Here is a 13,518-nt window from a genome sequence, read left to right as displayed (position 1 = left end):
TAAGGAAGTTAGTAATGGTTAGCCGCGAATTTGTCCGCTGCCCTGGATGCAGTATTTGCTGGAGGTCAGCTCAGGAAGCCCCATAGGACCGCGTGCATGAAGCTTTTGGGTGCTGATGCCGATCTCCGCTCCGAAGCCGAACTCGAATCCGTCGGTGAATCGGGTTGAAGCATTATGGTAGACAGCGGCGGCGTCTACCTCCTGGAGGAAGCGGGACGCGTGCTCCGCGTTCTCCGTCACAATACATTCGGAATGCTTCGTTCCGTGCAATTGAATATGCTCCAGCGCTTCATCGAGATTACGAACGACACGAACATTGAGAATATAGTCGTTGTATTCGGTATCCCAATCCTCATCCGAAGCCGCCTTCATACCGGAAACGATCCGCCGTGCGGAATCGCTGCCCCGAAGCTCTACCTTGCTGTTGGCGAATTGCTCCGCAATGGAGGCCAGGTGCTTTTCCGCAAAGCTCTCATGGACAAGCAAGGTTTCCATGGAGTTGCACACGGAAGGGCGCTGTACTTTGGCATTTAGGGCAATATTTAACGCCATATCATATTGTGCGGTTTCGTCTATATAAGTATGACAAATGCCGGCTCCGGTTTCAATGACGGGCACTGTCGCGTTCTTGACGACGTTTTGAATGAGGGAAGCGCCGCCGCGAGGGATCAGTACATCAAGCAGGCCGTTCAGCTTAAGCATTTCGTCAACCGAGGAACGGTTCGGATCGAGAATGAGCTGAATAGCGTCCGCTGGGACATCCGAGCGTTGAAGCGCTTCGTGCATGATCTCAACAATCCGCTTATTGGAATGCAAAGCTGCAGAGCCGCCGCGCAGTACGACGGCATTGCCAGTCTTAAGGCAGAGGCCTGCGGCATCTACGGTAACGTTCGGGCGGGCTTCATAGATGATGCCGATGACGCCGAGAGGAACGCGGATTTTACGAATATGCAGACCATTAGGACGGGTGAATTCATCCAAGACGCTGCCGATAGGATCGTCCAGCTCGACGACCTCGCGCAAGCCTTGTGCAATCCCTTCAATTCGCTGCACGTTGAGAGCGATGCGGTCAAGCAGCGACTCGCTGGTTCCGTTAGCTCTGCCTTCACGCAAATCCACCGCATTGGCTTCGATAATGGATGGGGCTTCGGCTACAAGCGCGTCCGCCATTAAAAGCAAGGCGCGGTTTTTCTGCTCTGTCGTTAATATGCTTAGCTTTGGTGCGGCTTGTTTGGCCAGAGTCGCTTTCTGAACGACTTCACTTGTAGTTGCGGATTGAGTTGACATAGTGTTTCCTCCTTATTTATAAAAGTTCATTTTAGGGAAAGTCAGATTTGTTTATGGACGGTCAGCGTGATCCATTCGTCGCGGTGGATTACTTCCATCCGATGAACCTCGATCCGTTTTTGTACTTCATCGGTGCTAAGACCGGCTACAGCCTGCAGCTGCCAGCTGGCATAGTTGACGACTCCCCGGCCGATCGTTTGCTGCTCGAGATTCACCACCTCCACGACGTCACCCGGGTGAAAGTCCCCGGATACTTCCTTCACACCGGCGGGAAGCAAGCTTTTGCCTCCGATGACAAGCGCGGTCTCTGCTCCCTCATCCACCGTTATGCGTCCCTGCGGCATGGAATGAAACCCGAGCCACTGCTTCTTCATCGGCAGATTATGCTCGCTGGTGACGAAGTACGTTCCCTTGCCTTCCTCTTGGATGGCAGCCGCCAGATCGCCTTCCTCCGTGACGCGCCCGATAAATACCGGTACGCCACCTCGCATGGCGATTCGTGCCGCTTCGATTTTGGAGCGCATGCCGCCTGTACCGACGGAGGAGCCGGAGCCGCCGGCAATCCGATAGATGTCCTCGCCGATTTCGGTAACGCGATCGAATCTTCTGGCATTCGGGTTGCTGCGGGGATTATCGCTGTACAGACCGTCAATGTCTGTAATGATGACCAGCTGGCGGGCACGGACCAGATTCGCTACCAGGGCGGAGAGCATATCGTTGTCCCCGAATTTCAGCTCGTCGACAACTACGGTATCGTTCTCGTTAATGATAGGAATGATGCGATGACGAAGCAGTTCTTCAATGGTCATTGAAGCATTATGGATCCGCTGGCGATTGGAGAAATCAGACCGCGTGAGCAAAATTTGCGCGACTCCGATGCCGTGCGCTGCGAACGCCTCATGATAGGCTTGCATCAGCAGCGCTTGGCCTACCGACGCAGACGCCTGCTTCTCGTGCAGCACCTTCGGCCGGCTTATGTATCCCATCTCGCGAAACCCTGCGGCGACAGCGCCTGAGGTAACGAGCAGTACCTGATAGCCTTGAGCATGAAGCCGCGCCAACTCGGCGGAGAAAAATACGATTTTACTGCGGTTCAGACCTCCTTCGTCGGACGTTAGAGAGCTGCTCCCGATTTTAATGACGATGGTTTGCTGCATGGAATGAATCACTTCTTTCTACCTGAATAAATAATCAAGTGATCAACAACGCTGGAAAAGATAAGAACACAAAAAGCTCCCGTCCTCTAAGGACGGAAGCTTGTCACTTCCGCGGTACCACCTTAATTGATGATAAACATCCAGCTCTGATAGCCTTCTTAACGGCAAGGACAACAGCCGTCCAACTCATCGTTGGCCGTTCCGGGGCGGGTTCGGATAGTGTTCGCGGTAAATTCTCTCAGCCGGTGGAATTTACTCTCTGAGCGCGAAGGGACCTCTTACTATTCCCATCATCACGTTTTTTACTATTCCTTATAGCATAGCATGCTGCAGACCGATTTGTAAAGGTTCGTCCGCTTCCGCTCAGCCGAACAGATTCAGCCTCGCAATACGCTCTACCGCTTCCTGCAGCCGAGCCTCCGGAGTCAGCAAGCCCAGCCGCACGTAGCCTTCGCCGCTTTCGCCGAATCCGATTCCGGGGGCGACGACAATTTTGGCTTCCTCCAGCAGCAGATCGGCAAGAGAAGCGGACGTATGACCCTTCGGTACAGGGAGCCAGGTGAAAAAAGAGCCTTGCGAGCGAGGGGCTTTCCAGCCAATGGCATCCAGTGCCGTATAAAGAGCGTCTCTGCGTCCTTGGTACATGGCAAGAAGATCGCTGACGCAGTCCTGCGGACCCGTCAAAGCGGCAGCAGCGGCTTCTTGAATGCCGCCGAACAGGCTGCAGTAATAGTGGTCCTGAATCAGGTTGATCAGGCGGACAATTTCTTTATTTCCCAGTGCGAAGCCGACCCGCCAGCCTGCCATATTATAGGTTTTGGAGAGCGTGTAGAACTCGACTCCGACTTCTTTGGCCCCTGGCAGCTGCAGGAAGCTTACCGGCTTCTGCCCGTCGAATCCTAGCGCGCCGTAGGCGAAGTCGCTTGCTACGACGATTCCGTGTTTGGCCGCAAAGCGGATCGTTTCCTCGTAAAAGGAAGCCGGTGCGTTCACGGCCGTCGGATTATTAGGATAATTGATGAACATCAGCTTGGCCTTGTTCAAATCATCGGCCGGGATGGAGCTGTAATCTGGTAGGAAGGCATTGGATTCGCGAAGCGGCATGAAGGACATGCGCGCTCCGGAGAGAGCGACGCCCGACCAGTAATCGGGGTAGCCCGGGTCAGGCACCAGGCATACATCGCCTGGGTTCAGCAAGCATTGGCTGATTTCGACGAGTCCGGTTTTCCCGCCAAACAGAATCGCTACTTCCGTTTCCGGATCAAGCTCCACACCGTAATCCTCTTTGTACCGTTGAGCGACGGCCTGCTTTAAAAACAAGAAGCCGTTAAAAGGAGGATAGCGGTGATACAGCGGATTTTCCGCGGCTTCCTGCAGCTTTTTTACTATATGGGGCGGAGTAGGCTGATCGGGATTGCCTTGTCCGAGATTGATGACATCATGTCCTGCGGCTATTTGCAAATTAGCTTTTCCAACCAGCTTGGCGAAAAATTGTGTAGGCAGCTCCTGCATACGTAGAGCGGGCTGAATGGTAAAGCCGGAAATGTTGGATGAAGAAGCACTCATCTATGGTCACACTCCATGTATTTTTCTGTAGTATAGTCGTTCCACCGAACTAGCATTAATGTATCACGAATCCAAATGCATGTATACAACTCCGATCGGTTCCCTTTCATATTAAGGGGAACCATGGTAGAATAAGGATGACGGTTTCATTATATAGTATAAAGTTTCGTCTGACGGAATAACGGAGGAGGAATAGTGTATGCCGATGAATTTTCACGATCCAGAGCAACGTTCCATGTACACAGGGCGAAAGGCTGACATCAGCTGGGAACAGCTAATGAATGAAGAAGTCAATGTAAAGGGCGTTCAAGCCGCGGATATCGGATGCGGTGGAGGCATTTATTCCCAAGCCCTTGTAAGATTGGGTGCCGCATCGGTGATCGGCGTCGATTTTTCTATGGCTATGCTGGAAGCGGCAGCTGTTCAATGCGCAGCACATCCCGAAATTCGATTCCAGCAGGGGAAGGCGTGGGAGACTGGGCTTGGGGATGAATCGGTAGAACTGATATTGGAGCGGGCACTGATCCATCATTTATCCCCCGAGGAGCTGTCGGGTGCCTTTCAAGAAGCGTACCGAATCTTGAAGGAGGATGGTACGCTGGTGGTTCAGGACCGAACGCCCGACGATTGCTTGCTTGAAGGCAGCAGACATCATTTGCGCGGTTATTGGTTCGAGCGGTTTCCCAGGTTATCAGATAAGGAGGTTAGCCGAAGATACCGTTCGGAACAGGTTGGGCGAGCCTTGGCATCGGCGGGCTTCACGGAAATCAGGGAGCTTAAGCTATGGGAGTTAAGACGAGCCTATCTACATTTCTCCGATTATTGTGACGATATAAGGAGGCGCACGGGGCGCTCCATCCTGCATGAATTGACGGACGAGGAACTGGTAACTCTCACGCGGTATATGCAGGACATGACCGGGTATCAAGACGGCGAGCCCGTTGAAGAACGGGACCGCTGGACGGTATGGATAGCCGGGAAGCATTGAAGTTCAACCCTTCTTCGACTATGATAGAGGGTAAGAGATATGATAAAGGGTGAAGGATGCTATGACACAAAAACGCTGGAATGTTGCACTTCTGCAAATGGATGTCGCTATTGGCGAACCGGAGAAAAATTTCGCCAAGCTGGAAACGATGCTTAGTGAAGCTGTAGAAGGCGGGCCTAAGCCGGATGTAATTATTTTTCCTGAAATGTGGAATACCGGCTACGCATTGGAGCAAATTCATGAGCTTGCGGACCCTAATGGAGAGCGGACGGCAGCATTGCTGTCGGAATTCAGCCGCAAGCACAGTGTAAATATTATTGGGGGATCTATTGCCGAGAAAAAGGGCGATGACATCTTTAATACCATCTATGCCTTTGACCGCGAAGGGAAACCGGTTGCGGACTATTCCAAAATTCACTTGTTCCGTTTGATGGACGAGGAAAAATATTTGAAGGAAGGCGGACGTATCGGGCAGCTTCAGTTGGATGGGGTACCTGCCGGCATGATGATCTGCTATGATATTCGTTTTCCGGAGCTGAGCCGCAAGCTGGCGCTTGGAGGAGCACAAATCTTGTTCGTGCCTGCAGAATGGCCTAACCCGCGCCTGCATCACTGGCGTACGTTGTTAACCGCGAGAGCGATCGAGAATCAAATGTTCGTCGTTTCGTGCAATCGTGTCGGAATTAGCGGGACAACCGAATTTTTTGGCCACTCGATGGTCATAGATCCATGGGGCGAGATTCTGGTCGAAGGCGGCGAATCGGAGGCGGTTCTGCGCGCAGAAATCGATCTGGAGCTTGTCAGCCAGGTCCGCAATAAAATTCCGGTGTTCGAGGACCGTCGTCCAGCCCTATATTAATACCTTGTCATTAAGCAGCTGCAAGGCTGCTTTTTCTATTATAGTTAAAGTATCCCGTGGATTTCATTCCATCTTGCTGTAATGTAGATATGAAATGATTCTACTTGGGGTGAGGATACAATGCTGAACTTACAGCTGCTGCCTGTTTCTTATGAAGAGAAATCCGTTTTGCGGCATATTATGGAGCTCTATCAATATGATATGAGCGAATTTGAAGATAACGTGGATGTGAATTCGCATGGGCTGTACGATTACAAATACATCGATAACTACTGGACAGAGGAAGGACGCTTCGCCTTTTTCGTTAAGGTTGATGGCAAAATGGCTGGCTTTGCGCTGATTCGCGAGCACGAGCCGCTAGCGGACGGGACGCCGTGCTACTCTATGGCTGAATTCTTCATTATGCGTGCTTATCGGAAAAAGGGGATCGGATTCCGGGCCGCGCAGCAGATCTTCGCCCATTTTCAAGGAAAATGGAGCCTGTCGTATTTGCCGAGAAATACAGTGTCAGAGAAATTTTGGAGAAAAGTGATTGGCAGCTGCTCCCAGGGGGAACGGACGGAGACGATCTTCAGAGGACTTCCGACATTCGAGTTTTTCACCGGAGATTTCAGGAGGTGTCATCCGTGAGGAAAACGGTAATTCAAGAGTGGACTCCGGAATGGGCAGTACTATATTCCCAAATGGCGGAGATTCTACAGAGAATGTTTGCCGAAGAACTGGTTCGTATTCATCACATTGGCAGCACCTCCATTCCGCCTATCGGCTATGCGAAGCCGATCATTGATATTCTGATTGAAGTCAGGAATCTAGAGAACGTAAGTTTGTTGAATGAAGCTATGCTGGCTGCAGGTTTTGATCCGAAAGGGGAGAACGGGATACCCGGGCGGAGGTATTATGCAAAAGGCGGGGAGCAAAGAACGCATCACGTTCATGTGTTTGAAGCTGGTCACGCTGCCATCGCGGCCCATTTGGAGTTTAAGGCTTATATGATGAACCACCCCCAAGAGGCAGCGGAATATGGACAGCTGAAGCTGAAGCTCATGAAGCAATTTCCAGAGAGCGTTCATCTATATCAGGACGGCAAGCAAGCCATGCTGAACAGCCTTGTTCAGAAAGCCTCCATTTGGGCGGCAGAGCAGCGTAAAAACGTTAATCTCTAATCATATTCAATGGGCGGCCTATATTTTATTGCTGGTTGACAACTTCCTTGAATGTGTCCATGAAAGCTTCTACGGCTTTGGACATGTAACGGCCTTTACGGTAAGCAATAACCAGCGTTCGTGTCGGATGGTGGGACAAGGACAAATAAGCCGGTGCCATGTCGCTCCATGCGCTCCGCGTAATCATGTGAGGGACGAAGGCAATGCCCATGCCCGCGCCGACCAGCGACTGTACGGTTTCGATATTGCTGCTTTCAAACACAATGTTCGGGGTGAAGCCGGCATTAAGGCATAATTCTATGGCGATTTGCCGGAAGCCCTGCCCTTTTTTTAACGCGATAAAAGGTTCGTTTGCCAGCTCTTCGATCTGAACGGTTGGATGGGCGCCTTGGGTTGCCTGGGCAAGCCGATGATGCCGGGGCAGCGCTAGCATGATCTCCTCTTCAATCAGCGGCTCATAGGCCAGGGATTCGTCCATTAACGGGAGAGAGAGCAGGCTGATGTCGATTTGACCGCTGGCAGTGAGATGCTCCAGATTGGCAGTCGTTTCCTCGACCAGCATAATTTCGATTTCCGGGTATCGTGCCTGGAACACGGGAAGAACGAGGGGCAGGACATGAGCGCCCGTTATCGGAAGGCTGCCGACGACCAGCTTGCCCTTGCGCATCTGCGAGATATCCTCCATCTCCCGTTTCAGCTGCTCGACCATGTCGAGGATGGCTTGAGCCTTTTCAACGAATAAGGATCCGGCATAGGTTACCTCGACGGAGTTCGTGGTCCGCTGAAACAACAGGACACCTATTTCTTTTTCCAGTTTCGATAGCTGCTGGCTCAGGGATGGCTGGGCGATATGCAGTTTTTCTGCGGCGCGGGAGAAGTTTTTGTCTATAGCGATCTGCAGCGCATATTGAAGCTGTCTTAATTCCATAGGGAAATACTCCTTTGTGTAATTGATAGTTAATACCTATCAAACATAATCATATTATAGTTGAATACTTCCGCTGATTCAAAGTGATCTTGAGGGTTGTAAATAGATGGGAATCTAGAACTCTTTTAAACAAGCTGCATAAGATATTAGCATCCCATATGATTCACTCCTCAACCTCCCTTTTCGGAGGTCTTTTTTTGGGGCAAAGAAGGGCTGCCTATTAAAAATGGGGGTTCCGCGGATGGTAGAAAAAGAGTCCGGCACCTACTTTAGCTCTATGCTTCCTATCTCAATTAATCCATGAAAGGAGCAATCCTAGCTTGTCGAGGTTTCTAGTCGCATTGGAGGATTTATTTATAAGTTTATCCTATCAAGCTTATAGATATTATATCTTGGAACAATGAATAAAGAAATGCTAAACTAAGTGGCATAGATGAATTGATTCGCATTCATGACAATGAGGTGAAACTGATGGCAAAAACAATGTTCGAGAAAATTTGGGACAATCACGTAATTCATCAGGAAGCAGGCAAACCTAGCATCATTTATATCGACCTGCAGCTGGTGCACGAAGTAACGTCTCCGCAAGCTTTTGAAGGGCTTCGCTTGTCCGGCCGCAAAGTGCGCCGTCCGGATTTGACATTCGCAACGATGGACCACAACGTTCCTACCAAAGACCGTTACAATATTACGGATCCTATCTCCAAGCAGCAAATCGACACTTTGTCGCAGAACTGTAAGGATTTCGGCGTAACGCTGTTTGACCTGGACAGCATCGATCAAGGCGTTGTTCACGTTATGGGTCCTGAGCTTGGCTTGACTCATCCTGGTAAGACCATCGTGTGCGGCGACAGCCACACTTCCACTCACGGTGCTTTCGGTGCCTTGGCATTCGGTATCGGTACCAGTGAAGTGGAGCACGTTCTGGCTACTCAATGCTTGCAGCAATCGAAAGCCAAAACACTGGAAGTTCGCATCAACGGCAAGCTGAACCCTGGTATTACCGCTAAAGACTTGATCTTGGGCGTTATTGCCAAATACGGTACGGACTTCGCTACCGGCTATGTTATCGAGTATACAGGCGAAGCGATCCGCAATCTGTCGATGGAAGAGCGCATGACCGTATGTAACATGTCCATCGAAGCAGGTGCAAGAGCAGGCTTGATCGCCCCAGACGAAACTACTTTCAATTATCTGCGCGGACGTGAATACGTTCCTCAAGGCGCTGCTTTCGACGCAGCAGTAGAACAGTGGAAGCAGCTGACTACCGATGAAGGCGCCGTATACGATCGTGTGGTAGAATTCGACGCGGACAGCCTGATTCCGCAAGTAACCTGGGGAACTAGCCCTGGTATGGGTACGGATATTACAGCACTTGTACCGGATCCTCAAAGCTTCGCAACAGAGAACGAACGTAAAGCCGCTGAAAAAGCGATCGAATATATGGGCATCACTCCAGGTACTCCGATGACGGACTTGGCTGTTGATTATGTATTTATCGGTTCCTGTACGAACGGCCGCATCGAGGACCTTCGCGCTGCTGCCAAAGTAGCTCAAGGACATAAAGTATCCCCGAATGTGACTGCAATCGTAGTTCCGGGCTCCGGACGCGTTAAAATTCAAGCGGAAAAAGAAGGCTTGGATAAAATCTTCACCGAAGCTGGATTCGAGTGGCGCGATGCGGGCTGCAGCATGTGCTTGGCGATGAACCCGGACGTATTGAAACCAGGTCAACGCTGCGCATCGACATCCAACCGTAACTTTGAAGGCCGCCAAGGCCGCGACGGACGTACGCACCTGGTATCCCCGGCTATGGCCGCTGCCGCAGCGATCAAAGGACATTTCTATGATGTTCGCAAGTGGGATTTCAAAGTGAAGCAAGAAGCTTAATTCAATTTATTTGAGTGAGGAGATAACGACAATGGAAGCTTTTAGCAAGCATACAGGCCTCGTAGGTCCGGTTGACCGCGTAAACGTAGATACAGATGCGATTATTCCTAAGCAATTTTTGAAACGGATTGAACGTTCCGGGTTCGGACAATTCCTATTCTTTGAATGGCGTTTTGACAAGCAAGGTGACGTTATTAAGGAATTCTCCTTGAACCAGCCTCGTTATCAAGGTGCTTCCGTATTGATCTCCCGTGCCAACTTCGGCTGCGGATCTTCCCGTGAGCACGCTCCTTGGGCAATCCAGGATTACGGATTCAAAGTTATCATTGCTCCGTCTTATGCGGACATTTTCTACAACAACTGCTTCAAAAACGGCATCCTGCCGATCAAGCTGAGCGAGGAGCAAGTGGAAGAGCTGTTCCAACGCACGGCTAAGACTGAAGGCTACAAGCTGACAGTGGATCTGGAAAACAAAAAAATTACGGACGACCAAGGTCTGAGCATTGATTTTGACCTGGATGAGCACCGTCGTCAATTCCTGCTGCAAGGCTTGGATGACATCGGCTTGACTCTTCAACACGCAGATGCAATCGCTGCTTATGAAGAAGCTCATAAAGCACGTCTTGCATATAAATAAGAACGAAATCCTTTATAACGGTTTTTGCTCCCATGGGGCAAAAACCGTTTTTTTATTAAAGAGCTCCCGCAAAGCATTTCCAACCAGCTTCGAAGGCAAGGTCCTACTTTATAGGGGCAAGTGGTTGCAGGAGAAGTCGAGTTTCCTATTGTTGATTCCAGGATCATATGATAACATGGATAAAATTTACTTTTATTCGAGGGGGTTAGAGAGGCGATGAATGTGTACCATTATGACCGTGCTTCCCGTTTCCTTGAGAAGGTGGAGCCTGTTTTGGAAAAGCATGAAGCCGTGAACAACCTTCTTCTGGGCCTGTTTCATATGGAAGCTAAGGGGGAGACTGAAGGAAGAGCTGCCCTGGATTCTTACAAGATGGTTGTAGAGGACGGTGATGAACGAATCCGGCTCATTGTACTCATAAATTCCAATAATGCCATCCTGTACGGAGCAGAGCCGTTTAGTCTTGAAGCTGTAAAAGCGGTGGTGGCCGATCTTAGGGCAAGGGGAGCACAGGTACCCGGCGTGATAGGTCCTAACGAGATAGCGAGAAGCTTTGCAGAGGAATGGGCGGAGAGCAATCGTCTGGTGCCGGTCCTTAAGATGAATCAACGAATTTACCAGCTGGATCGGGTGCTTCCCTTCAGCGGAAGCAAAGGACGGTTGAGGCTGGCTACCGTACTTGATCAGGAGCTCATAGCAGCCTGGATCAAGCAATTCGCCGATTCCATTCATGAGCGGATCACGGCGGAGGAAGCGTCCAACAAGACGGTCGGCTTCATTAGACAAGCAGCCGTCTATCTTTGGGATGATGATGGGGCGGTCAGCATGGCCAAAACAACCCGGCCGACGAAGCACGGCATCGTCTTGAGCAATGTCTATACACCCCCGGAGCACCGGAACAAAGGCTATGCCTCCTCCTGTGTTGCGGCGCTTAGCCAGCGCATGCTGGACGAAGGCTATTCCTTTTGCAGCCTGTACACAGACTTGGCGAATCCGACCTCTAACCATATTTATTCTCAAATTGGCTACCATCCTGTCAGGGATTCTGTCATGTACCGTTTCGCCGGAGAGCCTGGCGGCAAACAGGAGTAATAAGGGGGAGCCGCAGCAATGGACACGATGGACACACGAAAAGAAGAAGCACAAATGCTATTAAGCCGATATGGACAGGAGCATCTGCTTCGGTACTACGACGAGCTGGACGATGCGTCCAGACGGAAGCTGATTAGCGGGATCATACAGCTGGACTTGCAGGCTGTCGAGCAGGCATGGCAGCGCTGGAAGGATTCACCGGCGCAAGCATTGGCGGGCATGGAATTGGCACCCATGCAGGCCTCAAGTTTGGACGAGTATACTGAGGAGGAGCGTGAGAGGTATGCCTCTGCAGGCTGGAGCCTGCTAGAGCAGGGGAAAGTCGGCGCCATCGTTGTAGCAGGAGGCCAGGGAAGCCGTCTGGGCTATGAGGGACCGAAGGGTGCATATGATATCGGGCTTCCGTCTGGCAAATCGCTGTTCCAGCTCCAGGCCGAGCGCTTGATCCATCTGTCGGAAAAAGCGGGGAAGCCTATTGCATGGTATATCATGACAAGTCCGGAAAACCACGAACAGACCGTCCGTTTTTTCGAACAGCATTACTATTTTGGCTACCCTAGGGAACACTGTACGTTTTTCGTACAGGGGGCTATGCCTGCGATAGATGAGCATGGCAAAATCCTGATGTCGGCCAAAGACGAAATATGCCTTGCGCCAAGCGGGAACGGCGATTGCTTCGCAGCTCTTAAGAGAACGGGAGCCATGCTCGACATGAAGCGGCGAGGTCTGGAATGGTTGTTTTACTATAATGTAGATAATGCGCTGGTGAGGGTCGCTGATCCTTTGTTCATTGGGGCGGCTGCAAGCCATCCCTTTCCGGTAGCTGCAAAATCGGTGGATAAGCTGTATCCCGAGGAGCCGGTAGGCATCTTTTGCTATCGTAATGGACTGCCGTCGGTCGTCGAGTACACGGTTATCCCGGAGGAAGTAATGTATGCGAAGGACGATCAGGGCCGTCTTCTGTACCGTCAGGGTCATATCTCGATTCAGCTGTTTCGCCTTGATTTCATCGAGAAAGCAGCCGACCTGAATCTGCCTTATGAACTGGCCCACAAAAAAATCCGGCATTTTGATACATCAGGGGCTCTAATCAATCCGGCGGCGCCGAACGCTTACAAGATGGAACGTTTTATCTTCGACTTTTACCCGGCAGCGGGCGATATGACGGTTTGGAAGGTTCGGCGTGAGGAGGAATTTGCGCCTGTGAAAAATAGGGAAGGTGAGGACAGTCCGGATTCCGCCAGACTTCTCTTGCTTGAGCTTCACCGTAAATGGCTGCTGGAAGCAGGTGTAACGACAGAAAGATTAGGCGATCGACAGGTAGAAATTTCCCCTTTGGTCTCGTATGCGGGAGAAGGTTTGACACAGGATCTGTTACGGAGCCTCGGGATATGAAAAAAGGCTGATATCAGCCTGATGGGATAGGACGTTATCCTCCTCCATCTGCCGATATGCAGCCTTACTTTCTTGCTACCTGCCCCGGTGCTTGAGCTTCGCTTTCTGCACCTTCAGAGCAAATTTTCTTTCCTTTAATTCCTCTTGCCGGCGCTTGGAATCGCTCTTTCGTTCTAATTTCCGGTGTTCATACTCCATACTCATGACCTGTTGGGCATAGGTGGATGCTCCCCGCTGGCGTATCTCCTGCGCAGCAAGTCGCGACATCCTCTTCGGATTGATCCGCCGTTCCTCGCGAGGCGAGGTTTGTACGGTTTGGGTTGTTGCATCCAGCAGCCGCTGCAACTCAAGATGGATAAAATCGAGAATCTCAGCTTCCTTCGGCTCTTTGCCGAAGATATGCCTGACGGCCCTCAGACGTTGTTCGTCCTCGGATTCCACGACACCTACCCAGAATTGGAGCTGTTCATCGAAAAAAACGGTTAGCTTCATCTAAGCTTCCCCCTCTATGTGTAGTGCGGAGTGAGGGACATCCCGAGGGGGGAAGGTTACTGAC

The 13,518-nt window shown here is 51.0% G+C and carries 13 protein-coding genes; 8 read left to right on the top strand and 5 right to left on the bottom strand.

Annotated elements, in window-relative coordinates; all coding sequences use genetic code 11:
* Positions 1–18: 18 nt before the first annotated feature.
* The 3 genes from GGC63_RS12715 to GGC63_RS12705 all read right to left on the bottom strand — a co-directional run bounded on the left by GGC63_RS12715 (position 19) and on the right by GGC63_RS12705 (position 4,010).
* Positions 19–1,287 (bottom strand): glutamate-5-semialdehyde dehydrogenase, encoded by a 1,269-nt coding sequence (locus GGC63_RS12715; protein ID WP_192702669.1) that lies wholly within the window; start codon positions 1,285–1,287, stop codon positions 19–21.
* Positions 1,288–1,328: 41 nt separating this feature from the next.
* The gene (proB, locus tag GGC63_RS12710; RefSeq protein WP_192702898.1) at positions 1,329–2,444 is read right to left on the bottom strand and encodes a glutamate 5-kinase; all 1,116 of its coding nucleotides are present in this window, start codon (positions 2,442–2,444) and stop codon (positions 1,329–1,331) included.
* A 363-nt stretch (positions 2,445–2,807) separates the two neighbouring features.
* A complete protein-coding gene (locus tag GGC63_RS12705) occupies positions 2,808–4,010 on the bottom strand; it encodes a pyridoxal phosphate-dependent aminotransferase (RefSeq protein ID WP_192702668.1) in 1,203 nt (400 codons plus the stop codon).
* A gap of 199 nt (positions 4,011–4,209) precedes the next feature.
* On the opposite strand from GGC63_RS12705, the gene GGC63_RS12700 reads away from it, so the two are divergent.
* The 4 genes from GGC63_RS12700 (at position 4,210) to GGC63_RS12685 (ending at position 7,020) form a co-directional block, all read left to right on the top strand.
* Entirely contained in the window at positions 4,210–4,998 is a 789-nt protein-coding gene (locus GGC63_RS12700) for a class I SAM-dependent methyltransferase (protein WP_192702667.1), read from the top strand.
* Positions 4,999–5,059: 61 nt separating this feature from the next.
* Complete coding sequence (locus tag GGC63_RS12695; protein WP_192702666.1) at positions 5,060–5,857, top strand: carbon-nitrogen family hydrolase; 798 nt, start codon at positions 5,060–5,062, stop codon at positions 5,855–5,857.
* Between the two features lie 120 nt (positions 5,858–5,977).
* A complete protein-coding gene (locus tag GGC63_RS12690) occupies positions 5,978–6,487 on the top strand; it encodes a GNAT family N-acetyltransferase (RefSeq protein ID WP_192702665.1) in 510 nt (169 codons plus the stop codon).
* Positions 6,484–7,020, top strand: coding sequence for a GrpB family protein (locus tag GGC63_RS12685; protein WP_192702664.1), 537 nt, complete (start codon positions 6,484–6,486; stop codon positions 7,018–7,020). The genes GGC63_RS12690 and GGC63_RS12685 overlap by 4 nt, the downstream gene beginning before the upstream one ends.
* 25 nt (positions 7,021–7,045) lie before the next feature.
* Here GGC63_RS12685 and GGC63_RS12680 read toward each other — a convergent pair whose 3' ends face one another.
* Positions 7,046–7,948, bottom strand: a complete 903-nt coding sequence (locus GGC63_RS12680; RefSeq protein ID WP_079910447.1) for a LysR family transcriptional regulator — start codon at positions 7,946–7,948, stop codon at positions 7,046–7,048.
* Between the two features lie 471 nt (positions 7,949–8,419).
* Here GGC63_RS12680 and leuC point away from each other — a divergent pair, with 471 nt between their 5' ends.
* The 4 genes from leuC to GGC63_RS12660 all read left to right on the top strand — a co-directional run bounded on the left by leuC (position 8,420) and on the right by GGC63_RS12660 (position 12,962).
* Entirely contained in the window at positions 8,420–9,838 is a 1,419-nt protein-coding gene (gene leuC / locus GGC63_RS12675; protein ID WP_079910638.1) for a 3-isopropylmalate dehydratase large subunit, read from the top strand.
* A gap of 31 nt (positions 9,839–9,869) precedes the next feature.
* Positions 9,870–10,475, top strand: coding sequence for a 3-isopropylmalate dehydratase small subunit (gene leuD, locus GGC63_RS12670; protein WP_192702663.1), 606 nt, complete (start codon positions 9,870–9,872; stop codon positions 10,473–10,475).
* A 216-nt stretch (positions 10,476–10,691) separates the two neighbouring features.
* Positions 10,692–11,567: a GNAT family N-acetyltransferase gene (locus GGC63_RS12665; protein ID WP_192702662.1), complete on the top strand. Its 876-nt coding sequence runs from the start codon at positions 10,692–10,694 to the stop codon at positions 11,565–11,567.
* A gap of 18 nt (positions 11,568–11,585) precedes the next feature.
* A complete protein-coding gene (locus GGC63_RS12660; RefSeq protein WP_225948172.1) occupies positions 11,586–12,962 on the top strand; it encodes a UDPGP type 1 family protein in 1,377 nt (458 codons plus the stop codon).
* A 75-nt stretch (positions 12,963–13,037) separates the two neighbouring features.
* Here GGC63_RS12660 and GGC63_RS12655 read toward each other — a convergent pair whose 3' ends face one another.
* A complete protein-coding gene (locus GGC63_RS12655; RefSeq protein WP_192702661.1) occupies positions 13,038–13,454 on the bottom strand; it encodes a YjdF family protein in 417 nt (138 codons plus the stop codon).
* Positions 13,455–13,518 lie beyond the last annotated feature (64 nt).

Origin of the sequence: Paenibacillus sp. OAS669 (assembly GCF_014873645.1) — a bacterium.
GTDB lineage: Bacteria > Bacillota > Bacilli > Paenibacillales > NBRC-103111 > Paenibacillus_S > Paenibacillus_S vulneris.
The sequence above is the reverse complement of the archived record's forward strand: the minus strand, read 5'-3'. Positions and strand labels throughout refer to the sequence as shown.